The organism is Olivibacter sitiensis DSM 17696 (genome assembly GCF_000427965.1).
Taxonomy (GTDB): domain Bacteria; phylum Bacteroidota; class Bacteroidia; order Sphingobacteriales; family Sphingobacteriaceae; genus Olivibacter; species Olivibacter sitiensis.
This window is the reverse complement of sequence record NZ_ATZA01000005.1, coordinates 53,350-78,188: the sequence shown is the minus strand read 5'-3', so window position 1 is coordinate 78,188 and position 24,839 is coordinate 53,350. Positions and strand designations below refer to the sequence as shown.

12 protein-coding genes are annotated in these 24,839 nt (G+C 46.9%); 11 read left to right on the top strand and 1 reads right to left on the bottom strand.

Features of this window, described 5'->3' with window-relative positions:
- The first annotated feature begins 160 nt into the window (after positions 1-160).
- The 4 genes from A37S_RS0104490 to A37S_RS0104475 all read left to right on the top strand — a co-directional run bounded on the left by A37S_RS0104490 (position 161) and on the right by A37S_RS0104475 (position 11,843).
- Positions 161-4,330: a hybrid sensor histidine kinase/response regulator transcription factor gene (locus A37S_RS0104490; protein ID WP_028295945.1), complete on the top strand. Its 4,170-nt coding sequence runs from the start codon at positions 161-163 to the stop codon at positions 4,328-4,330.
- Positions 4,331-4,500: 170 nt separating this feature from the next.
- A complete protein-coding gene (locus tag A37S_RS0104485) occupies positions 4,501-7,650 on the top strand; it encodes a SusC/RagA family TonB-linked outer membrane protein (RefSeq protein WP_028295944.1) in 3,150 nt (1,049 codons plus the stop codon).
- An 11-nt stretch (positions 7,651-7,661) separates the two neighbouring features.
- Positions 7,662-9,383: a RagB/SusD family nutrient uptake outer membrane protein gene (locus A37S_RS0104480; protein ID WP_028295943.1), complete on the top strand. Its 1,722-nt coding sequence runs from the start codon at positions 7,662-7,664 to the stop codon at positions 9,381-9,383.
- A 48-nt stretch (positions 9,384-9,431) separates the two neighbouring features.
- The gene (locus A37S_RS0104475) at positions 9,432-11,843 is read left to right on the top strand and encodes a glycoside hydrolase family 2 TIM barrel-domain containing protein (RefSeq protein WP_028295942.1); all 2,412 of its coding nucleotides are present in this window, start codon (positions 9,432-9,434) and stop codon (positions 11,841-11,843) included.
- A gap of 20 nt (positions 11,844-11,863) precedes the next feature.
- On the opposite strand, the gene A37S_RS0104470 is transcribed toward A37S_RS0104475, so the two are convergent.
- On the bottom strand, positions 11,864-12,742 hold the full coding sequence (locus A37S_RS0104470; protein ID WP_028295941.1) for an AraC family transcriptional regulator: 879 nt from the start codon (positions 12,740-12,742) through the stop codon (positions 11,864-11,866).
- Between the two features lie 249 nt (positions 12,743-12,991).
- On the opposite strand from A37S_RS0104470, the gene A37S_RS0104465 reads away from it, so the two are divergent.
- The 7 genes from A37S_RS0104465 to A37S_RS23590 all read left to right on the top strand — a co-directional run bounded on the left by A37S_RS0104465 (position 12,992) and on the right by A37S_RS23590 (position 24,825).
- Positions 12,992-14,614, top strand: a complete 1,623-nt coding sequence (locus A37S_RS0104465; protein WP_028295940.1) for a fucose isomerase — start codon at positions 12,992-12,994, stop codon at positions 14,612-14,614.
- 11 nt (positions 14,615-14,625) lie between these two features.
- Positions 14,626-16,278: a ribulokinase gene (locus tag A37S_RS0104460; RefSeq protein ID WP_028295939.1), complete on the top strand. Its 1,653-nt coding sequence runs from the start codon at positions 14,626-14,628 to the stop codon at positions 16,276-16,278.
- Positions 16,275-17,846, top strand: a complete 1,572-nt coding sequence (locus A37S_RS0104455) for a sodium:solute symporter family protein (RefSeq protein ID WP_028295938.1) — start codon at positions 16,275-16,277, stop codon at positions 17,844-17,846. Before A37S_RS0104460 ends, A37S_RS0104455 begins: the two co-directional genes overlap by 4 nt.
- A gap of 95 nt (positions 17,847-17,941) precedes the next feature.
- Positions 17,942-18,874 (top strand): dihydrodipicolinate synthase family protein, encoded by a 933-nt coding sequence (locus A37S_RS0104450; protein WP_036601259.1) that lies wholly within the window; start codon positions 17,942-17,944, stop codon positions 18,872-18,874.
- Positions 18,875-19,071: 197 nt separating this feature from the next.
- The gene (locus A37S_RS0104445; protein ID WP_211229719.1) at positions 19,072-22,080 is read left to right on the top strand and encodes a SusC/RagA family TonB-linked outer membrane protein; all 3,009 of its coding nucleotides are present in this window, start codon (positions 19,072-19,074) and stop codon (positions 22,078-22,080) included.
- A 12-nt stretch (positions 22,081-22,092) separates the two neighbouring features.
- Complete coding sequence (locus tag A37S_RS0104440; protein ID WP_028295935.1) at positions 22,093-23,562, top strand: RagB/SusD family nutrient uptake outer membrane protein; 1,470 nt, start codon at positions 22,093-22,095, stop codon at positions 23,560-23,562.
- 84 nt (positions 23,563-23,646) lie between these two features.
- Positions 23,647-24,825, top strand: a complete 1,179-nt coding sequence (locus tag A37S_RS23590) for a sialidase family protein (RefSeq protein ID WP_245586305.1) — start codon at positions 23,647-23,649, stop codon at positions 24,823-24,825.
- Positions 24,826-24,839: the final 14 nt, after the last annotated feature.

Genomic DNA, 24,839 nt, shown 5'->3' with positions numbered 1-24,839 from the left:
GTACCTTTTATAGCGGTTAAAATCAATTGTTTGTCAAAACCGACCTGCTAATTCTTATTGATGCCAAGCCTCATCTTATTCTTGGATAATCGAAATATCCTTATCTTTAACAGCGAGATCATTCGGGTAAACACGAACTTGCTGATATAAAACCAAAATTGTGATAATAACTATTCTAAGTCTATTTATATCAATAGGTGGGGCGAAATTTCAAAAACCTACGGAGACGCCTAATTACAAGGTATATCAATATACCCTGCAGCACGGTTTGGCCTTCAATAACGTCAATGGAATTGCACAGGATAGCACGGGCTTTGTGTGGGTTGCGACCGAAGATGGGCTTAGTCGTTTCGATGGTAAGTATTTCAAAAATTTCAAATACGATGCCAAATGGAATGAAGGGCTTGCTGGCAACTATGTGCAGGCCGTTTTGATGGATGCGGACGGGGTTCTCTGGCTTACTTCGCGTACGGGAATCAGTAAGTTCAATAGCCAGTTGGAATCTTTTACCCATTATCCCATATTGGAAGGGACCAGTGGGCAATACAAAATGGATGTAGGAGCCATTGGTAAAAGTGCCAATTCAACCATACTTTGGATTTCGGCAAATGGTCTTGGAATCTATCGATTTGATAAACAAAATGGCGATTTTATCCGGTACACTACCGAGAGTCTTTTGGGCTTACGGTCAAATATGACCACGTCTTGTTTTGAAGACAGCAAAGGGCGTCTATGGATTGGTACCCAAGGCCATGGGTTTCAAGTGTTCCAGGTGCGAGGCAAAGAAATGAAGCATCTCTCGGCGTTCGATAAGCTGCAAAGCGTGGATGCCCATTTTAGAGTGCATCAATTTTTTGAGGATAAGAACGGGCGAATGTTTGTGGCTACCGATAAGGGACTCTTGATTTATGATTCAAGAGCAGGAACCCATAAATGGGTAAAGGGCACTGCGTTTGGGCTGCCCAATGACCGTTTTTTATCCACTGCTGTCGATGCCATGGATCAGATATACGTCGGATTGCAGGATGGGGGTTGCTACAAAATGGATGTTAGAACGGTTGAAGGTGGTACCATCGAGGTAATGGGTTTTAGGAATATAGATAATAACGATGATTTGCGTCCCCATGGAATTACCAAAAGATCTGTTCCTACCTTGTTTTTCGACCGCGACCAAAACTTATGGGCAGGAACATATGGAGATGGGTTGTTTTTGCTGGCAAAACCAAAATACGATTTTTCCAATTTTCCCAAAACACGGTTGTTGCCGCCAGAGATGGCCAAGGAGATGCGTTTTTATGGGATAACAGAAGATGAAAACGACAACCTCTTTTTGGGAACGGATGGACATGGACTCTTTGTGGTAGACAGGCAAAATCGTTTGCTGAAACATTTTAAACAAGGAGATGGGAGCGGCATCACAGACAATGCCATCTTGGTAGGTTTCAAAGATCATGCCCATCGCTTGTGGTTTGGTACCTATAACGGGGGCTTGCTGCTTTTTCGTCCGGAAAGCAATTCCTTTAAATCGTATTTGCATGACCAGCAGGAGAAAGGAAGCTTGGCAGTGAATGATGTACGTGCGATATATGAAGACCATGATCATCAATTGTGGATAGGAACAAACGGCGGGGGACTTCATAAGTTGAATGCGTCTACCGGAAAATTCACGCAGTATGCGCAGCATAATAGTAGTATCCCGTCCAATGACATACGCTCCATCGTAGAAGATGAAAAGGGCAATCTCATTATCGGTACATATGGTGCTGGCATCACATATTTTGACCCCAAAAAGGAACGCTTTTCAGCTTATCTCCTAAAAGACGATACTTATTGCCGACTGAATGCAGAGGTGATTTATGATTTGTACGTAAGGGAAGATGGAAAACTGTGGATTGCGACAGAGGGCAATGGATTGCTCGTGTGCGATATGGACAGTAGGGAAATCATCCAGTCCTATAACGAAAGCAAGGGGCTTGCCAGCAATACGGTATTGGCAGTCATCGGAGATGATGCAAGACAGTGTTGGGTAAGTACCAATAAAGGACTTAGTAGCATTGGTAGGAAAACCACGGAGATCCATAACTATAGTTCCATGGCAGGCCTACAATCGGGTATCTTCAATCCCAGGTCCGTGCTTTATAGTCCCGCTAGGAGGCAGTTGTTTTTTGGAGGTACCGGTGGACTGACCTATTTCGATCCGTCGGCACTGGAAATAGAAAGGAATACCTATCCCATTATTTTCACGGGACTGGAGGTCTTTGGTAAGGAGGTTCCCATAGCCGGGGAAAAGGGATATTCCATTCTAAGTAAATCCATAAATGACACCGAAGGCATTGTGTTAAATCCCGATCAGTCTACGTTCACCTTACAATATGCTGCCTTGGACTTCGGTATGTCTGGAGAAACGAATTTTGTCTACCGCTTAAAAGGCTTGGATAAGGAATGGAATTTTGTGCACGACAACCAATCGGCAACATACCATTATCTGGCACCTGGAGATTACACTTTTGAGGTGGCTTTGGAGCATGCCGGTACTGTATTGGAAAAAAGCATGCGGAGCTTACGCATACAAGTACTCCCGCCCTGGTACAGGACATGGTGGGCCTACCTTTTCTACCTTTCAACGATTTCTTGCCTTGTCTTTTTCTATATGCGCTATAAGAGGCAGAAACAGGAGCTGAAATATCAATTGAAGATAAGCCAGCTAGAACATGAGAAAGATAAGGAGCTCAATGAGGTTAAAATCAATTTTTATATGCGCCTTTCTCATGAGTTCAGGTCAACATTGACATTGATATTGAATCCGGTGAAGGATTTATTGCATAATAACGGCATCAAGCAGCAAATAGCTCCCTCTCTCAATACATTGTATATCAATACCAACAGGCTGTTGCGCCTGTCCAATCAGGTATTGACCATCAGCAAAGGAGGGGCGGGCAAAGAAAGTCTCTCCTTGGAAAATGTGGATGTTGTGGCATTGGCCAATGATGTGTTGAGTTGTTTTGAGCATCAGGCCAAGCAAAAAGGAATAGCCTTGATTTTGGAGACCCATGAATCATCCATGCCTGTTTTGGCCGATAGGGAGAAGCTGGAAATCGTGCTGTTCAATTTGGTGTTTAACGCGGTGAAGTTTACGAAGAGCGGCTGGATAAGGATAACGATCAACCCCGAAGGAAATGATCGATTGATCATACACGTTAAGGACAGTGGATGCGGTATAGACAAAGCCATCGGCGACCGACTTTTTGAGCAATTTGTACACCATAAGGAGCAAGACCAGCATCACCCCATGATGCAGGGTTTTGGCGTAGGCTTATGGATGGTGAAATATTTTGTGGAAATGCATCGAGGGATCATTAGCTACCAGAGTGAACTGGGGAAAGGAACGTGCTTCCTGATTGACATGCCTACTGGAAAGGAAAAACCTGCCAATGACCCTGAGAGGGCAGAAATGACACAAGCTGTCGGGCCGAGTACCTTAATGGTAGTGGACGATAAGTGTGCACCGGTAGAAAAAATGAAATTGGCAGGGGGAACTATATCGACCATCAAAATGCTCGTTGTAGATGATGACGCGGAAATGACACACTACCTGCATGACTTTTTTGAGCCTTTATATGAAGTGATTGCGGTACATGAGGTAGACGAGGCACAGGAAATCATGAAGGAAATATTGCCAGACATTATTTTGTGCGACATCATGATGAAACACAGCAATGGCATAGAGTTCTGTCAGGCATTGAAAAGTGATGATGCCACAAGGCATATCCCAATCATATTGCTCACCGCCATGCATAGTGTGGAAACCCAATTGGATGGACTTCATAAGGGAGCAGACGATTACATCATCAAGCCTTTTGACAAGGAAGTATTACGGGCAAAAGTGAGCAGTTTGTTGAAGACAAGAAACAATCTGAAAGAATATTTCTACAATGGGATAGCCGGGACATTGGATTACCAAAAAATATCGCCAGAGGAGAAGGCATTGCTCGAGAAGTGCATCGCCATTGTGGAAAAAAATATAGATGACGAGAAGTTCAATGTGCAAAAGCTCGCTGCCTCATGCGGGATGACCTATGCCACTTTATCCAACCACATAAAAAGCATCAATGGGCTAACCTTGAACGCCTTCATCCGAACCATAAGGTTGCAGCAGGCTGCCAGGTTGTTCCTGAATACCGATGCCACGATATATGAGGTGGCAGATAGGGTCGGCATTCGCGATTTGAAGTATTTCAGGGAACAATTTGCCAAGCAGTATGGCATGAACCCCTCGGCCTATATCAAAAAATACAGAAAGCCGTTCCATGGCATCTATCATCCCAATTGATACAAAATTGAAGATTACCCCCTGTTTTTTTCAGATATCCCCCTCACTTGGGCTTGGCGTATGAACGACATTTGTCCCTACTAAAAGCCAATTGTAATAGTTTCGATACCTCGTGGGCAGTGACAGGGCGCTCGGTGTTCGAAGCTCAATTATTAACCAAATTAAGAACAATGAACATTATCTACGAGCTTAAGCATGTACCGGCCTATTGCCGATGCGCGCTCATTACCTTAGCGCTCATGACGAGCGGATTTTACTTGGCACCAAATAGCTACGCCGAGAGCAGGGAGGCACATGCTAACCAAAATCAACGGAGCATTACCGGAAAAGTTACCGATGAGGATGGATTGCCTTTGCCCGGAGTTAGTATTAAGGTGAAGAATGCCGGTACGGGAACCACCACTAACGAAGAGGGTATGTATCAACTGCTGGTGCCAGATGGTAGCGTGGTATTGGTCTTTAGCTATGTGGGCTATATGCCGCAGGAAGTAGAAATCGGTGGGCAGCAGCGTATCGACGTGGTATTGAAGGCTGATGCCCAATCCCTGGGCGAGGTGGTCGTAGTGGGATATGGTACCCAGAAAAAAGCAACCGTAACGGGTTCAATCTCCGAGGTGAAAGGAGCCGATATCGTAAAAAGTCCGCAGCCCAATCTATCCAATTCTTTGGCGGGTCGTTTCTCCGGTGTGGTCATCAACAACCGCAGTGGCGAGCCGGGCTATGACGGATCGAATATCACCATCCGTGGATTGGCAACCACCGGGAGCAACAGTGTCTTGGTGGTGGTAGATGGCATACCTGGGCAGATTGGCGGTTTGGAACGTTTGGATCCAAACGACATAGAGAGCGTATCCGTCCTAAAAGACGCCTCTGCTGCCATCTATGGCAACAGGGCGGCCAATGGTGTCATACTGGTGACGACCAAGCGAGGGAAAAGCGGGAAACCCACCATCAGCTACAGCTTCAATCAAGGGTTCAGCTCTCCCACTCGCTTACCAAAGATGGCTGACGCACCTACCTATGCGCAGATCATGAACGAAATAAATTATGATGCCAATCCTGCCGGTGGCCTCAATCAGGCCTATACAGAAGAGGAAATTCAAAAATTCAGGGATGGATCCGATCCGCTTTTTTACCCCAATCAGGACTGGATTGATGCGACATTGAAAAATACCGCATTGCAAAACCAGCACAACTTATCTGTCAATGGTGGCAACGAGGATGTCAAGTATTTCCTATCCTTGGGCCTGATAAATCAAGATGCCATATACAAGGATGGCGCAACGAAATATAAACAGTACAATTTCAGGTCTAATGTAGATGCCAATATCAATGAACGTTTCAAGATGAGCCTGTCGCTATCTGGAAGGCAAGAAGACCGCACCTTTCCACAGGTGGGCGCCGGCGATATATTCAGGTCTATCTATAGGGCAAAACCCATCATTGCGGCTTATTATCCCAACGGGTTGCCTACCACCGGTATAGAAAACAATAACCCGGCAGTGCAGGTAACAGATATAGCGGGAACGGCCAATTCACCCAAGCAGGTATTGAACGGTATCTTGAGGGGAAGCTATCAGATCCCGGGGGTGGACGGCCTATCGGTAGATGGCTTTTTCTCGGTGGACAAGTCCAACACCTTCAGCAAGAGCTTCAGTAAGCCCTATCTATTGTATAGTTACAATGATGGCGAATACAACAGCGTCATCGTGGGTGGCAATAACAATGCCGCTACCCTTACCGAGTCGCAAACACAGGAATCCCTCATCACTTCCAATATCAAGCTGAATTACGTCAAGGCAATAGGAAAGCATAATGTAGATGCTTTTGTGGGTTACGAACAGAGCAGCAATCTCTTGGAATATTTCGATGCGCAACGCTTCAATTACCTTTCCACTTTATTGCCAGAGCTGTCCCAAGGAGGTTCTGCAGCTACAGACTACCTCAATTCGGGCTACAGCTCCAGGTACAACAGGAGAAGCGTGATTAGCCGCCTGGCCTACAATTTTGACGAGCGTTACCTCTTTGAAGGCCAGTTGCGGGTGGATGGATCTTCCATCTTTCCCGAAGGCAAGCAGTGGGGCTATTTCCCATCGGCATCCGTCGGTTGGCGTATCTCAAAAGAAGATTGGTTCAATGAGTCCATATCTTTTGTAGACGACCTGAAATTGCGGGCATCTTACGGTTCTTTGGGGAACGACAATGTGAATGCTTTTCAGTATTTCGACAACTATGTGCTGGTCGGCAATGGTTTTGTGGCCGTCAACGATGGAATGCCCATCATCCAGCCTAATGTTAGTTTGGCCAAATTAGCCAATCCAAATATTACGTGGGAAGTAGCCAAAAAACTGGATATAGGAATTAATGCCGCTTTCCTGAAATATTTTACGCTGGAAGCCATTTACTTCCAACAAAAGCGTTCTGACATCCTTGCCACACGAAATGCTTCATTACCGGGGTCTTCGGGTATTGTTAACCCATTTGATTCGGATCCGCTGGTTCCGTCCGAAAATATAGGCAAAGTGAACAGCAGTGGTTTGGAAGGCACTTTGGGTTTCCAAAAACTTGGTGAATTTAGTTGGGGAGTATCTGCCAACCTTACTTACGCCAAGAGCAAGATTATCTTCATAGACGAGGCTAGCGGCACATTGGACTACCAAAGGCAAACGGGGCTTCCCATGAACACCTACCTGTTGTACAACAGTATAGGCATGTTCCGTACCCAGGAAGATCTGGACGCCTATCCGCATGTTACCGGAGCCAAACTGGGCGACCTTATTTATGAAGATTATAACGGTGACGGCGTAATCAACGCGGACGATATGCTTAGGACAAAATATGGCAATATACCGGAAATCACTTATGGCTTTTCGCTCAATGCGGGATATAGGAACTTCGATATTTCGGTATTGTTCGCAGGCCAAGGTAGGGTTTCGCAGTATGTACTCCCGGAATCGGGCAGTGTGGGTAACTTCTACAGCAGCTGGGCAGATAATCGCTACAGCATCAGCAATCCTGAAGGGACATTCCCAAGGGTGACCGAGCGCGCGTCGAACGCTATCAGCGGAGGGCAATACAACAATACGTTCTGGCTGAACGATGCTTCTTTCTTGCGCCTCAAGAACGTGGAGCTGGGGTACAATGTAAAAGCACCTTTTCTGGAGAGGATTAAGGTTAGCGGTTTGCGCTTCTATGCCAGTGGATTCAACCTGTTTACCATCACCAAGGTCGAGGATTACGATCCCGAAGGATCTAGCGGTAGCGGGCAGTTCTATCCACAGCAGCGAATCGTAAACCTAGGCGTAAATGTCAAATTTTAATCGAGAAGAAGATGAATGCATTAAATAAAAACACGAACCGTATACTTGCCGGCTTGGCCATTATCATATCGCTGACCGCCTGCAACAAGGATTTTCTCAATGTGGATCCAACCGATCGGATTGCGACCAGTGCCATTGAAGCCGATACCGCTGTTCTGGAAGCCTATATTACCAATAGGTATATCGGTGCCAGGCTACAGGACAAGGAAGGAGATGGAACAGACCCCGGCTTCGGAAGGGGATTTGAATATGCCATGTGGAGCTCGCTAACAGACGAGTCCATCTACAACAATGACGATGCCACCTGGCTAGTTCAACGGGGTCAATTGGCACCGGAAAACCTGGGCAATGCAGGTGTACTGTGGGCTCGCAGCTACCGTAGTATCAGGGAGTGCAACTATGCCCTCAGCGTACTGGCAAACATCGAAATGAGTGAAGCCAGAAAAACGATGCTGGAAGGTGAACTGAAATTCATAAGGGCATTTCGGTATCATGACCTAATCAGGAATTACGGCCGAGTAGTATTGCTGGGCGATACGGTTTTTGACCTTACGGACGACTTACAAGATCCTATCTTGTTCCAGCGAGTAAGTATTGGGGAAGGGATAGACTATACCATGGCCCAGTTGGATGACGCAGCGACAAAATTGCCATTGGACAATGGCGCTTCTTGGCGGCTGGGAAGAGCCACAAAAGGGGCTGCCTTGGCCCTGAAATCACGGCTTGCACTCTATGCCGCAAGCCCACTATATAATGCGGGCACCTGGGAAGATGCCGTATCTGCCGCTCAAGAGGTGATTGCCCTTAACAAGTACAGTATATATAGCGGAGGTTACAGCAACTTGTTTCTAGTAGATGAGACGAGCGAGACCATTTTTGCAAGGCATTACACCAGAAATGCCAATCACGTACACTTGGAGATAGCCAATGGGCCGAATGGTTACGGAGGTTGGGCGGGAAATACGCCGCTACAAAATCTGGTAGACGCCTATCAAATGCGAAACGGATTGAACCCCTTTAATGAAGATGGTTCCATAAATACGGCATCGGGCTATGATGAAGGAAATCCCTATGATAACCGTGACCCTAGATTTGCGGCGACTATTCTCTACAACGGAAATCAATACCGGGGAAGAGCCGTGGAGACCTTTACCCCTGGTGGTCGAGACAGTCGCGATGGCAACGATAATTGGAATACGACCAAAACGGGCTATTATCTCAAGAAGTTCATGAACGACAGCTACCCATTGCAAAATCCGTGGGGCAATGCCGGTTTTCAGCCATGGATCTATTTCCGGTATGCGGAAATATTGCTCAACTTTGCGGAAGCCGCCAATGAGGCTTATGGATCGGACGCGGTACCAGCTGGGGGAAGCATGTCTGCCCGACAGGCCGTGAACCTGGTCCGAGCCCGGGTAGGTGTGGATATGCCTGCCTTGCCTACAGGCCTTTCCCAGGAAGCCATGCGCCGGGCCATTCGCAATGAAAGGAGGGTGGAGCTGGCTTTTGAGGAGCATCGTTTCTATGATGTACGTCGTTGGATGATTGCCAACATAACAGAGAATGTACCCGCATATGGGATGGACGTCGTTAGAACAACTTCTGGTTACACATATACCAGAAAGACGGCGTTGGATGGAAGAAGCTTTGCCGATAAACACTATTGGCTACCCATACCAAGGGCTGAAATATTGGCTTCAGGTGGACAATTGGAACAAAATCCCGGATATTAAAAAGAGCTTTCCTTTATTTGTAAATAGACGATTCAATAGAATAGATATATGAAACACCGAGCAATTATTTTCCTATGGGCGCTAAGCCTTCTGTTTTCATGTCCTTTATTGGCCCAGCCAGCGAGGGAAATTCAACCGTTCAGCAACAATTGGCAATTCCATCCGGGAGAATTACCTGAAAAGAGCGATGAAAAGGATTGGCGTACGCTCGACCTTCCCCACGACTGGTCGGTGGAAGCTCCCTTGAGTCCGTCCCTTGGCAGTGCCACGGGCTACCTGCCCGGAGGTATCGCTTGGTACAGGAAGACCTTTGTGCCAGAAACCGGTCAAAGGGACAGGCAAGTATATATCTATTTCGAAGGAGTATACAACAATAGCGAAGTATACCTCAATGGGAAGCTCCTCGGCAAACGACCAAATGGCTATGTATCCTTTTATTACGATATAACGCCCTTTATCCGCTTTGGTGAAGAAAATACTTTCACCGTAAAGGTGGACCACAGCAAGTACAACGACTCCCGGTGGTACACGGGGTCGGGTATTTATAGGGACGTACAACTCATCTATGCCAGCCCCGTTCATATTGACGTTTGGGGGACTGGCTATGAAACCAAGAGTGTTCAGTCGGGCAAGGCAAGGCTCGCCGTCAATACCAAGGTAAAGAATACAGCGGCAAACAAGGCCAATGTCAGCATTCTACAAGAGCTTACCGAAAAGGGAAGTGACAAGATCTTGGTTAAAAAGCAGGTGAAGGCAGCAGTTGAATCGGGAGGAACGGCGGACGTACCCGTAGAAATGCAAGTGCCCTCGGCAAAACTTTGGTCGGTGCGCAGCCCAAATCTCTATACCTTGAAAACAACCATTGTGCAAGACGGCAAAGTGGTAGATGAAGAGTGGACTACAGTAGGGATAAGAACCACCACATTCGATGCCGATAAAGGATTCGCACTCAATGGCGAATGGATGAAGTTGAAGGGGGTGTGTATACACCATGACGCGGGCGTGCTGGGATCGGCAGTACCCAGGCAAGTATGGGAACGCCGCTTGAAACAACTGAAAGAAATAGGTTGCAATGCCATTCGTTTGAGCCACAACCCGCAGGCTACGGACGTGTACGACCTGTGTGACGAGTTGGGCCTGTTGGTAATGGACGAAGCTTTTGACGAATGGAGAAAGCCGAAGCGCAAATGGGTGGAGGGCTGGAACGTCGGTACACCGAGTTATGACGGCTATGCCAGCTATTTTGATGAATGGGGCGAAACGGATTTGCGCGATATGGTGCTTCGTGACAAGCGACATCCCTCCATTATCCTGTGGAGCATAGGCAATGAAGTGGATTATCCCAACGATCCCTACACCCATCCCGTCTTGGATACCGCAAACATAGGTCAAAAGGTATATGGCGGCTATCAGCCGGAAAGGCCAAACGCAGAAGAATTGGGAGAAATAGCCAAACGACTGGTGAAAGTAGTGAAGGCGCATGATACTTCGCGGCCAGTTACGGCAGCACTCGCAGGCGTGGTGATGTCCAATTTCACGGATTACCCCGGTGCTCTTGACGTTGCAGGATACAATTATACCGAAGACCGCTATGCGCGAGATCATAAAACCTACCCCGAAAGGATTATCTACGGCAGCGAGAACAGGCACGATATAGATGCCTGGAAAGCCGTACGCGACAGCGAATACATCTTCGGGCAGTTTCTTTGGACGGGGATAGATTACCTAGGAGAATCGGGTAGGTGGCCGTCACGCGGTTTTTATTCCGGGTTGTTGGATTTGGGTGGTTTCATTAAACCCAGAGGATACTTTCGTCAGGCCCTTTGGGCAGAAAAGCCAGTGGCCTATATCGGTACTTATCCCTTGGGTCGCAATAGGAGAAACCTGTCTATGGATGCCTGGCCGATATGGAATTACAAAGCAGGCGATACCATACGCGTGGTGTGCTACACCAACTGCCCACAGGCACAGCTTTTGCTGAATGGCAATGTCGTCGGCAAAACGAAGGACTATGATGATGGAACAGGAATTATCTCTTGGGATATTCCCTATCAGCCGGGCAAGCTTGAAGTCGTGGGGCTTGAACGCGGGGATGAAAAGGCACGCTATGCCATCCATACCTCAGACAGACCGTACCAGCTCAAGGCAAGCGTAGACCGCGCAACCTTGGCGAAGGACAAGGATCTAGCACATATTACCGTGGAAATCGTAGATGAAAAGGGGCTTCCCGTAATTCTTGCCGATGACAATATCCGTTGCCGTATTGTGGGGCCTGCCAAGCTTCTTGGTCTGGAGGCTAGCAATAATGCGGATATGGGTGACTATCGCGACGACGAGCAGCGTGCTTATCACGGCAGGTTGCTGGCCTATATACAGGCAACTGGAGAAAAGGGGGCGGTACAGGTCGAGTTTTCGAGCACTTGGTTGAAGCCTGTGACGGTAGAATTGGAGGTGGAGTAGACAGGACTAACCCACCCCATTCAACTGACCGCCAAATCCAAATACTTCATTTTGTAGTCTCTTGGCGTGATGGCGGTTACTTTCTTGAAGTGCCGATAGAAATTGGAAACGTTATTGAAGCCGCATTCGAAGCAGATCATGTCAATGGGCAGTTTGTCTTCCACCAGCATCCTGCAGGCATGGCTAATGCGGATCTCTATCAGGAAGTCATAATAGGTCTTGTTGGTCATCAGCTTAAAATAACGGCAAAAGGAAGTGATGCTCAGGTTGCTTATGGAAGCGATCTCCTGTAGGGAGATCTCTTTTTTATAATGCTGCAGGGTGTAGTTGCATATTTTGTTCAGACGTATAATATCCAGTTCATTGGATTGGTAGAAAGCGTGAGCCGATGCCAGCGGCACATACTCTTCCGTTTCGGACAGAAGGCGAAGAATGGAGAGAAACCGAATGATGCGATCGAGGTCATTGGCCTGCGGCAGGCCATGCATAAGTCGAGCCAGTTTCTCCCTGGTGTCGCCCTGAAAAACCATTCCTTTTCGTGCCTTTTCAAAAAGTTTTGTGAGCAAATAGGTCTCTGGCAGATTCAGGAAATCTTTACCTAAAAAATAAGGAGAGAAATGAACTACAATGGCCTCAATTTCGTGCGCCGCGTCCTCGTCAAAATATTCTTCATTGCAGCGCCACATATGGGGAAGGTTGCTTCCTAGCAAGAGGATCTCACCATGGGCAAAATTGCTGATATTATCACCTATAAACTTGACACCACGGCCGCGTATGACATAATGCAGTTCCAGTTCTGGATGGTAATGCCAGATGTTTCCGAAATTTTGCTGTATATCGTGTCGCACACTGAACGAGGTCTGTGGAGGTACGGGGACTTTATGAAATTGCGGTTTCATGGCACGTAAGGTCTATTTCAATAATTCGTAAAATGTTTAATTGGTTATTCTTGTATCGCCGATGGCTTTTTGCCAGCGATTAACGAACCTAAATTAATCATGTTCCAGCTACTTCACAAGTAAATGATAATATAGTACAAAAAAAAGCTAATAAGTGCCACAAACCCCTCCGCTTATATCCCCACATTTGTCCATGGCTTGAAGCTTTATTTGTTCAAGCAGCCAATAGATACATATAAACCTCAAATAATGGACACCAAGGAAAATAAAGTAGTGTGGCTGGTAGCCAGTGGCGATTTGCGCTTGTCTGCCAATCAATCTTGCTGGAAAGCGCAAGCAGATATGGAACAACTGCTGGGTCTTGCTCTTGAAAAGCAAGGGTATCAGATACAACGGGCACATCCCTACGATGCAGAAAAACAACATGGTTTTATAGACTCGCAACGTATGGGAATAGAGGTTTTCAAGGCCATTCCAACAGATGCCCCACTTATTGTAGCAGAAAGCGTTTGGCAATATACCCACCATGTATTGGCGGGACTGACGACACATAAGGGGCCGATACTGACCGTTGCCAACTGGAGCGGGCAGTGGCCTGGACTGGTAGGCATGCTCAACCTGAACGGTTCGCTCACCAAAGCAGGCGTCAAATTCAGCACCTTGTGGAGCAGGGATTTCACGGATTCTTTTTTTGAAGAAGGACTTCGGGAATGGCTGGATAGTGGGGCGGTGAAGCATGATACAAGTCACATCAAGGATTTTGAACTGGTGAAGCTTCCTTGGAAAGAAGAACGTATAGGAAGGCAGTTCGCACGGGCATTTCGATCAGAAAAGGCCATTATGGGCGTTTTTGATGAAGGCTGTATGGGTATGTACAATGCCATTGTGCCAGATGACCTGTTGCATGAATTGGGCATTTTCAAGGAAAGGTTGAGCCAATCAGCGCTATATGCACGGATGTTGACGGTGACAGATGGAGAGGCAGAGGCCGTATTGCAGTGGTTGCTAAATAGAGGCATGCAATTCAAGTGGGGCGCCGACGAAACCACGGAATTGACCAAAAGGCAGACTTTGGAACAATGCAAGATGTATGTTGCAGCTACGCGTATGGCCGCCGAGTTTGGTTGCGATACCATTGGGATACAGTACCAACAGGGACTGAAAGATTTGACCGTGGCCAGCGATTTGGTAGAAGGATTGCTCAATAATACCGATAGGCCTCCCGTATTTTCGGAAGACGGAAAGGAGTTATTTGCCGGCAAGGCATTACCGCATTTCAACGAAGTAGACGAATGTGCGGGTATCGATAGCCTCATTACCTATAAACTATGGGAACAGTTAGGCATGGAGGGTGAAAATACCTTGCACGATATCAGATGGGGCGAGCAGTATAAAGACGAATATACGGATGCATTTGTGTGGGTATTTCTGATTTCTGGTGCAGTGCCGCCCGCCCACTTCGATGGGGGTTACGCGGGAGCTGAAAGCTGGCGACAGTCGCCCATGTATTTCCGTCTGGGTGGTGGAACCATCAGGGGAGTCAGCAAGGCTGGCTATATCGTATGGAGCCGTATCTATGTGAAGGACGATGAGTTGCATTGTGACCTTGGGGTGGGCCAGGCCTTGGAATTGCCTCACGAAGAAAGTGAAAGGCGGTGGAAGGCAACCTCACCGGAATGGCCTATCATGCACGCCGTATTGCATGGCGTCAATAGGGACCAACTGATGGCAAGGCATCAGGCCAATCATATTCATGTCGTATACGCAACAGATGAACAGCAAGCCCATAGCGCCTGCCGTATCAAAGCGGTGACCTTGGATGAATTGGGTATTCAGGTCCATTTTTGTGGTGACGTACATTTTGAGCATTAATCTATCCAGGCATGCAATCAACATATGTTATTGGGTTAGACTTTGGGACAGATTCCGTTAGGGCCTTAGTGGTCGATGCGCTGACGGGTGAAGAAATGGGTATGGCCGTATCCCCTTTTGCTCGCTGGGCGGCCGGTTTATACTGCAGTGCGGCCAAGGCGCAGTTTCGCCAGCATCCGTTGGACTATTTGGAAAGTATGGAGCGCGGCCTGCGGGCGGTATTGACTTCCGTTTCGCAGCAGGTCAGGGACAACATCGTCGGCATTTCCGTAGATGCTACAGGCTCTACACCTGTTGCGGTAGATGAGTATGGAACACCTCTTTCACTGCTTCCCGAGTTTTCGGACAATCCGAATGCGATGTTCATTTTGTGGAAAGATCACACGGCCAATGCAGAAGCGGCCGAGATCAACGAGTTGGCAAAGCGTTGGGAAACGGATTTTACCCAATATGTCGGTGGGAGTTATTCTTCTGAATGGTTTTGGTCCAAAATCCTCCATATTATCCGCAAGGATAATGCGGTATCGCAGCGTGCATTTTCATGGGTGGAACAATGCGACTGGCTATCTGCCGTGCTTACGGGCAATACCAATCCCTTGGAGATAAAGCGGAGCCGTTGCGCGGCAGGGCATAAGGCCATGTGGCATCAGGATTTCGGCGGCCTCCCCACAGCCAATTTTCTGCAACAGCTCGATGGCCGACTAGCCCAATTGCGCAATAGGCTCTACCAAGACACCTATACGGCCGATCATGGCATGGGGAAAATATCGTTGCAGTGGGCCGAAAAATTAGGTCTATCGCCAGCGGTAAAAGTAGGCGTAGGGGCCATTGACGCACATATGGGTGCTGTAGGTGCCTGTATTGCTCCGTACAGCTTGGTGAAAGTGATGGGAACGTCTACGTGCGATATGCTGGTGGCTCCTACCGATAAACATGGAGGGCAGTTTGTGCGCGGTATATGCGGCCAAGTGAATGGGTCTATCATTCCAGATATGCTCGGCTTTGAGGCAGGACAATCCGCCTTTGGTGATCTATATCAATGGTTTGCCAACTTGTTAAGCTTTCCACTCACGAACATATATCCAGAAAAACTCTCTGCCGAGGAGCAGAATGGCCTGAGCGGCCGCATATTGTCCGAGTTGAACAAAGAAGCCGCGCTTGTTCCCCTTACCGTAGATGACGAAATCGCGTTGGACTGGATCAATGGGCGCCGTACACCAGATGTCGATTTGAATCTTACTGCTGTGCTTTCGGGATTGCATTTGGGGTCTTCTCCCGCTCGGATATTTAAGGCATTGGTCGAAGCCACCGCTTATGGATCAAGAGCCATTATCGAGCGTTTCGAGAAAGAAGGTATTCCGGTACAAGAAGTTATCGCCCTAGGTGGCATCAGCAAAAAATCGCCCTACGTGATGCAGACCTTGGCCAATGTGTTGAACAGGCCCATAAAAACTGTACGCAGCGAACAAGCCTGTGCCTTGGGTGCGGCCATGTATGCCGCTGTGGTGAGCGGTATTCACGCTGATATATCCAGTGCTCAGCGGGCCATGTCATCGGGATTTGAGCAGACCTATCTGCCCGAACAGGATAAAGTGGCGATATATGAAACACTTTATCCAAGATATCTTATACTTGGGGATAAATTTTATAGTCATAAATTATGAAGAACCTGCCAATTATAGATCTTGCCATTATCTTTTTATACCTTTTGGCTATGGTATTGGTAGGCATATGGTTCTCCAGAAAGAACAAAAGCGCCGATCAGTTTACCAAGGCCTCCGGCATGATACCGGGTTGGGCAATCGGCTTGTCCATCTATGCCACTTTTTTGAGCAGCAATACTTTTCTCGGTGTACCGGGCAAGGCATTTGGGGGGAATTGGAATGCATTCGTATTCAGTATATCCATGCCATTGGCGGCCTGGGTTGCGGTCAAGTATTTTGTTCCTTTTTATAGGGCTACGGGCGAGGTCTCTGCCTATACCAATCTGGAGAAGCGCTTTGGTCCTTGGGCCAGGAGCTATGCCGTAATTTGTTTTTTGCTTACCCAGCTGGCGCGAATGGGATCCATTTTTTTCGGTATCGCCCTTAGCTTGCAAGCCCTCACGGGATATTCCATGGAGCTTATTATGTTGGTGACCGGCATCTGCATTATCTTTTACACTGTTTTAGGAGGGATTGAGGCTGTGATCTGGACAGAAGTAGTACAAGGGATCATCAAAACGCTGGGTGCCGTGCTGATAGTATACTTGGTAGTAGTCAATATGCCCGGAGGCATTTCCAAGATCGTGGAAATAGGCAAGGCAGACCATAAGTTCAGTTTGGGGAGTTGGGATATTGATTTTACACAGGCAAGCTTTTGGGTTATCCTCTTGTATGGTTTCTTTATTAACCTCAACAATTTTGGCATGGATCAGAATTACGTGCAACGGTACCACACGGCTACTTCGCCGAGGGAAGCCAGTAAATCGATCTGGCTGTGCGTATGGATTTATTTGCCCGCATCCCTGTTGTTCTTCATCATCGGCACTTGCCTGTATGCCTATTACCAGATAAATCCAGACATGATTGAGCCCGTCAAGTTACAGGCCGCTGCCGAACGTCTTTCCGCCAGCGCCACGTCAGGCGACATAGCAAAGTTGGCAGCTACTTTGAAGCCAGAGGATTATGGCGATAAGGTCATGCCCCATTTTATGGTCACCAAGATTCCCACGGGCTTGGTTGGCCTCATCGTATCGGCCATACTTTCGGCAGCCATGAGCACCATCAGTTCGGGAATGAATGCTTCTGCTACCGTTTTTTCCGAAGATATTTATAAACGCTATATCAACCCGAATATAAAAGAAAAACAGCAATTGCGCTTGCTCTATATCGCTACCACGGCCTTCGGATTGTTCGGCATGTTTGCAGGAGTGGCCATGATTGGCATCAAAAGCGTATTGGATGTATGGTGGCAGCTATCTGGTATCTTCGCAGGTGGCATGTTGGGATTATTTCTACTGGGCATCATCAGCAGAAAGACAGGCAATGCCGAGGCCATAGCGGGGACAATAATCGGTATATGCGTCATCGTGTGGATGACTTTTTCTTATCTTATTCCCGAGCAGTACAGCTATCTTCGGAATCCGCTACATGCCAATATGGTCATCGTCGTAGGAACCTTGAGCATCTTTTTGTCGGGGAGATTGATTACTTGGATTCGCGCAAAGAAACAGCGCGATAATATCCTATAAATACCTGCCAATATCCTATAGAAAAGGACATAGGTATCGGTATATCTTTGTTTGGTATCAATTATAAATGACAAATTTCCATACGTATTTATCCCATGAATAGAGAGAAAGGATTTATTCCTGTGATGCTGACCCCTTTTAAGGAAAACGGAGCAATCGATTATGATGGTTTGACCCATTTGACGGAGTTCTATCTCAACGCTGGCGCGGCAGGATTATTTGCCAATTGCCTTTCCAGCGAAATGTTTGAGCTCAGCGAGGCAGAACGCCTGAAGGTAACCAAATATATTGTAGATGTTAGTGCTGGTGCAGTGCCGGTAGTAGCAACGGGTACCTTTGGGGGGAATACCGTGCAACAGGCCGATTTTGTGAAGCAAATCTATGACACTGGAGTGCAAGCGGTAATAGTCATCACTAATATGTTGGGAGAAGACGGTGTAGAAGATGCCATTTTTGAAAGTAACGTATATGATTTGTTGACCCTTACCGAAAACATTCCCTTGGGTTTTTATGAATGCCCAGATCCCTTCAAACGTGTGCTGTCGGCCAAGCAATTGGGTGCATTTGTGTCTACGGGAAGGGTGATATACCACAAAGATACTTGCCTGGATCTGGATGCAATAAAGGCGAAGCTTAAAGCCACAGAAGGACATGATGCCTTTGGGCTTTACGATGCCTATATGGCCCATGCGGTTGATTCCCTAAGGGTTGGCGCAGCGGGTCTTTCCTGTATTCAGGGCAATTATTTTCCCGAGTTGATCGTGTGGCTGTGCAAGAACTATGACGTGCCCGAACTTCATGAGCAAGTGCAAGAGGCACAGCAGTTTTTCATAGACCACATGGATGTCATGCATGCCGTATATCCGGTAGTGGCCAAATATTTTTTGCAAAAGCGGGGGCTGCCTATTTCTACTTATACGCGTCGGGATGTGGGAAACTTCGATAGCGAGGTACGGAGAGATATAGATAAGTTATATGTTGACTATGAAAATTTGTACAAAAGAATGGAGATAAAACTGGTCGTTTAAAAAAATAGCCGAGAGGCAATGTCTCGCCGCATCTATTGCTGTCATCGGGGAAGGCGAAGATTCGTAGAGATTTTTGAAACAGGACTTGATCGAACCAATGTCAAGTCGTGAATAGTAATGAACCAATTAATTATAAACTAAACATGATAAAAGCGCGATTAAAAAGATGGTGTCTTGCTGCCTGCTTAATGTTTTGCATGACATATGCAGCTGGACAAACGGTTATTTCCGGGAAGATAACCGATCGATTGACCAATGAGCCGTTGGTGGGTGCTTCAGTGAAAGTCATAGGATCAACCAACGGAACGACAACGAATGCTGAAGGAAAATATTCCATTACGATCTCAGCAGGAACTGAAAAATTGTCGGTGAGTTTTATAGGTTATCAAAGCCAAGAAGTAAATCTAGCTGGGAGAACGATTGTCAATATAGCATTGACTGCAGACGACTCGGAATTGGATGAAGTTGTGGTAGTGGGTTATGGTACCGTGAAAAAGAGCGATCTGACAGGGTCGGTAACTACGTTGAGTGCGAAGGATTTCAATCAAGGAGCCATAACCTCTGCCGATCAGCTGATCGCTGGTAAAGCAGCAGGTGTTCAGGTAGTGCAGAATAGCGGCGAACCAGGAGGTGGGATCTCTGTGAATATCCGTGGTGTGGGATCCATCAATGCGGGCAATAGCCCACTGTATGTGGTAGACGGTTTGCCGCTGGACAACTCGTCTGCAGTTTCTGGCTCGGGTGCCAATTTTACGGGTATGCGCACGGCAAGGAACCCATTAAATTCCATAAACCCAAATGATATTGCCTCTATCGAGGTCTTGAAAGACGCTTCTGCCACGGCCATATACGGTTCAAGAGGTGCCAATGGCGTTGTCTTGATCACAACTAAAAGTGGCGCATCAGGCGCCATGAAAGTTAACTATGATGCCTATGCCGGTTTCCAGAATGTAGCCAACAAAATACGACTACTCAATGCATCCGAATACATGCAAACCATTAATGCCATTATCGATGCCGGCGGAGGTTCCGACAACCAGCGGGTTTCAGGTATAAATAACGGGGGAACTGATTGGTTGGAGGAGGTATATCAGCCGAATGCAGCGATTCAAAATCATAACCTGTCGTTCTCTGGAGGCGGTGAACATACCACTTTTATGACTTCTTTTAATTATTACGATCAAGATGGCGTTTTGATCAATTCGCGAAACAAACGATATACCGCCAGGATCAACCTAGAACACCGCGTGATGGACAGGTTTAAGCTAGGGCTCAGTTTGAGCACATCCTACAGCAAGGACGATTACGTACCCAATGGGATGGATTTGAATGAAAGGGCAGGTATTATTTACGCCGCCATCAATTATGATCCGACCTTATCCATGTTTGATGAACAGGGAAAATATACCTTATCAACGGACATGAATATCGACAATCCATTGGCTATTGGGAATGGAAAGAAAGCTGTCTCTAATCTTTACCGTACATTCGGTACCGTTTACGGCGAATACCAACTCGCCGATGGCCTGTCGGCAAAACTCAATATTGGAGGAGATATCGTGAACCAACGTAGGGATACATATATCAACAGGCTAACTATCGATGGCGGCGCGGCCGGAGGAATAGCCAGTATCCTGCAAGGCAAGAACAGTAACTACTTGGCCGAGGCAACCATAAATTATAACAAAACATTTCAAAACAGCGCCTTAAATGCCGTAATTGGGATGACCGGTCAGCGTTTTATTGACGATGACTTTTCTGCAGAGGCGCGTGGATTTCCTTCGGATGCGACAGGCACCAATAACCTGAACCTTGGCGATCCCACTACGCACATCACTGGCAGTGGCAAAAGCTCCAATAGCTTGTTGTCCTATCTGGGAAGAGTGAATTATACCTTGCATGACAAGTATTTGTTTACCACGGCTTTGCGTATAGATGGCTCGTCGCGTTTTGGAGCCAATAACAAGTTTGGATATTTTCCCTCTGTGGCATTGGGCTGGAAGATAAATGAGGAAGATTTCCTCAGTGGGGTGGAAACACTCAATTCCTTAAAGCTAAGAACCAGTTGGGGTAAAACCGGAAATCAGGAGATAGGCAACAATCAATCAATGTCTACTTTTGGGACGGGTCTGAAAACGGTTTTTGATGGCATACAGGTTTCTTCCACAGCACCGTCCCGCCTGGCCAATCCCGATCTGAAATGGGAAACGTCTGAACAAATTAATGCTGGCTTAGATTTCGGTATTTTGCACAATAGAATCTCGGGAACAATCGATTGGTACACCAAGAATACCCGCGATATGCTGCTGAGTCTACCCATTCCCCGCTCCACGGGTTTTTCGTCCATGATGACGAACATTGGTAGTATGCAGAACAGCGGATTCGAGTTGATGCTGGCTACCAATAACCTGACAGGAGCATTTAAATGGGATTCCAATATCAGCTTCAATACGTTGAAGAACAAGGTAACCAATCTGGGTGGCATTCCTAATATCATCACTGGTTCGGCAGGGTCAACAGGTCAGATCGCCATTATTGAAGAAGGTAGGCCCTTGCATTCCTTTTATGGGTACGAGATTATTGGCATATGGCAGCAAGGCGACGATTTTTCGGTGACAAACGATAACGTAAATCCAGGAGATATAAAATACTTGGATGTGAATGGAGACGGAGTGGTTAACGCCGAGGACCGGGTGATCCTGGGCGACTCATTCCCAGATTTTATCTGGTCATTTACCAATACTTTCAGCTATAAAAATATTGGCCTTTATATCTTTTTTGAAGGAGTGAACGGGGTAAGTATGTTGAACAATAATGCAGTAGACACCTACTTTCCGGCAAATTTGAAAAGAAACAGATTGGCCGAACCGCTATTAAACCGTTGGACGCCCGAAAACCCTTCTACCACATACCCTTCTTTTGTGACGCCAAATGTACAGGGGCAGAAAACCGTCAATTCCTATACTGTAGAAGATGCTTCCTATATCCGATTGAATACGGTGCGGCTTAGCTATCAGCTTCCTATGTCGGGACGAGCTATTAAATCGGCATCTGTTTATGTCTCTGGGCAAAATTTATTTACCATTACCGATTATACGGGCTACGACCCCGCCTTAAATCCAAATGGGAGCGCAAATTTTCGGATTGATTGGAATGCATACCCCTCTGCAAGAACATTTCTGTTAGGTATTAATATTGGTCTTTAATCAGTGATTATTATGAAATTATCAAAATATATCGGTTTTTTTAGTGTGGCAGGTCTGATGGCCTTGCAATCGTGTAGCGGTTTTCTGGACGAAGAAGTGTATTCGCAACTTGCTCCCGACAATTACCTGAACACAAGAGAGGGCATTGAATCCGTATTGGCAGATGCATATGCCAGAGCAGCAAATATGAATACCAATAATTCCATCTATGTGATTGCTCCACAAGAGTGGCCAACGGATATCCTCTATCAGTCAGGAGATAATGTTGAACGGGATGCGCGCAACTTTATTAATTTCACCTGGGATCCTACCATCGATTTCATAGGTAATAATTGGGACGCACCCTATCAAACCATTCGCAATACGAATATTTTGCTGGAAAATATCGACAATGTCAGCATTTCTGAAAGTGAAAAAGCAATCTATATCGCTGAGTTCAGGTTTTTAAGAGCTATTAGCTATCATAAGCTGTATTTTATGTTCGGCCCAGTTCCGCTACGTGTAAGCACTACTGGAGAATTGCAGTTGGCGAGGGCTTCGGACGAAGAGATGAGGACGTTTATTGAAACAGAGCTATTGGGTGCGGCGGCAGATCTGCCATCACCGGGAGAAGAGGCAGCTTATGGAAGAGCTCATAAAGCTGCTGCAATGGGTTATCTTTGTAAATTTTACCTGAATACCAGACAATGGCAAAAATGTGCCGACATAGCGGCAAATATAATGAGTCAGTTTAGCTACAGCCTATTCGCCAATTATGAAACGCTTTTTAGCGTAGCCAACGAGCGAAATGGAGAGTATATCTGGGTTCGGCCGGCTTTTGCAAGTAGCGACAGGGCCACCGCCAATAGCTGGATGAATACCGCATTTCCAGACAATTTTGCAGAAGCACCAAGCCTTGGCGTAAGGTACCTGCCTACTTATGTCAACTGGCCTAACGAGTTCAGGATATACGACAGCTTTTATAATTCGTTTGAAGAAGGAGATAAGCGAAGGAATTTATTGGTTACTTCTTATATCAATAGCTCGGGACAGACGGTGTCTCTCCTTGGCAATGACAATATCCGATCCTTTAAATACCTGCCAGACCCTGGGGCATTGGGAGCTTCCCATGGTAACGATATACCCGAAATACGGTATGCAGATATTCTCCTTTCTAGGGCAGAGGCGCTGAATGAGTTGAATGGGCCTACACAGGAAGCCCTCGACTTGATAAATCAAGTGAGAACTAGAGCAGCCTTAGATGGTATTGCGTTTGGAGCCTTTTCGGATAAAGCGGCTTTGCGAGATCACATCCTTGCAGAACGCGGGTGGGAGTTTTATTCGGAAGGACACCGAAGAATGGATTTGATCAGAATGGACAAGTTTATCTCAGGGGCAATAGCTAGAGGGAAAACGAGTGCCACGGCACATCATGTACTTTTCCCAATCCCACAAGCCGTGATGGACTCCGACCCACTTTTGGTACAAAACGAGGGCTATTGAGAAATGGCGTCAATGATAGTAAAAGACAACATACGACAAGCATTTTAGCATATGTTATACTTCAGGATATTTAAATTTATTGTAATGGGCGCATTCTTTTTCTCCTGCATGAACGGGCAGATAAAGGGACAAGATCTATCTACCGTGCCAGGTGTGATCATTGCGCATCAACCCGCATCTTCAAAACAATACATTGGCTCGCCCAGTATTGCGGTACTTCCCAACGGTGATTATGTCGTTTCGCACGATTTTTTCGGCCCGAATAGTTCGGAATTTGTCCAGGCCATTTCCAGGATATATCGCTCTTCAGACAAGGGAAAGAGCTGGCAGCAGATCAGTGAAATCCGAGGGGCATTTTGGTCTAGCTTATTTGTACATCGGGAAGTATTATACCTCTTGGGTCCCGATAGGCACCATGGGACCGTCCTCATCCGTAAATCGGAAGATGGTGGCGTGACTTGGTCCCAGCCTAGCAATAGGGAGAATGGACTGTTGCTAGCCGGTGAGTTCCATTGTGCTCCCATGCCGGTTATCGAACATAATGGACGTCTGTGGCGGGCCATGGAAACTGCCCATGGCCCCATACTGCAATGGGGCAAGCGCTATGGTGCCATGATGATGTCTGCTCCGGTCAATGCCGACCTCCTACAGGCCGATAGCTGGACAACGAGCAATTTCCTGCCATATGACTCCACCTATCTGGAAGGTCACTTTACCGGTTGGCTAGAGGGCAATGCCGTAGTAGCGCCTGACGGGAATATGGTAGATATATTGCGGGTAGATGATAGAACTACGATGGACGAAAAGGCAGCTATAGTGAAAATAAGTGCCGACGGCAAGATTGCCTCTTTCGATCCCACAACGGGCTTCGTGTCGTTTCCGGGAGGAAGCAAGAAATTTGCCATTCGCTTTGATGACAAAAGCAAGCGTTATTGGACCTTGAGCAACATTATCCCACAGGAATTTAGACAGCAATATCCAGGTAGAAACGCCGCCAGTTTCCGCAATACCTTGGCACTGATGAGTTCATCGGATTTGATGAATTGGCAGGTACACCATATTGTCTTGCAGCATCCCGATGTGCTGAATCACGGCTTTCAGTATGTAGACTGGCTGTTTGAAGACAATGATATGATAGTTGCCTGCAGAACGGCATATGATGACAAGGAAGGCGGAGCTCACAATAACCACGATGCCAATTTTTTGACTTTCCATCGTATCACGGACTTTCGGAAGCACCTGTTGTCCAATTTGAGCAAATAATTGGGAATTGGTGC

What these genes read in the sequence shown, in the direction of transcription:
- A37S_RS0104485 (WP_028295944.1), top strand. Translation starts at nt 4,501, where the DNA reads ATGAACATTATCTACGAGCTTAAGCATGTACCGGCCTATTGCCGATGC.
- A37S_RS0104480 (WP_028295943.1), top strand. Translation starts at nt 7,662, where the DNA reads ATGAATGCATTAAATAAAAACACGAACCGTATACTTGCCGGCTTGGCC.
- A37S_RS0104475 (WP_028295942.1), top strand. Translation starts at nt 9,432, where the DNA reads ATGAAACACCGAGCAATTATTTTCCTATGGGCGCTAAGCCTTCTGTTT.
- A37S_RS0104470 (WP_028295941.1), bottom strand. Translation starts at nt 12,742, where the DNA reads ATGAAACCGCAATTTCATAAAGTCCCCGTACCTCCACAGACCTCGTTC.
- A37S_RS0104465 (WP_028295940.1), top strand. Translation starts at nt 12,992, where the DNA reads ATGGACACCAAGGAAAATAAAGTAGTGTGGCTGGTAGCCAGTGGCGAT.
- A37S_RS0104460 (WP_028295939.1), top strand. Translation starts at nt 14,626, where the DNA reads ATGCAATCAACATATGTTATTGGGTTAGACTTTGGGACAGATTCCGTT.
- A37S_RS0104455 (WP_028295938.1), top strand. Translation starts at nt 16,275, where the DNA reads ATGAAGAACCTGCCAATTATAGATCTTGCCATTATCTTTTTATACCTT.
- A37S_RS0104450 (WP_036601259.1), top strand. Translation starts at nt 17,942, where the DNA reads ATGAATAGAGAGAAAGGATTTATTCCTGTGATGCTGACCCCTTTTAAG.
- A37S_RS0104445 (WP_211229719.1), top strand. Translation starts at nt 19,072, where the DNA reads ATGACATATGCAGCTGGACAAACGGTTATTTCCGGGAAGATAACCGAT.
- A37S_RS0104440 (WP_028295935.1), top strand. Translation starts at nt 22,093, where the DNA reads ATGAAATTATCAAAATATATCGGTTTTTTTAGTGTGGCAGGTCTGATG.
- A37S_RS23590 (WP_245586305.1), top strand. Translation starts at nt 23,647, where the DNA reads ATGGGCGCATTCTTTTTCTCCTGCATGAACGGGCAGATAAAGGGACAA.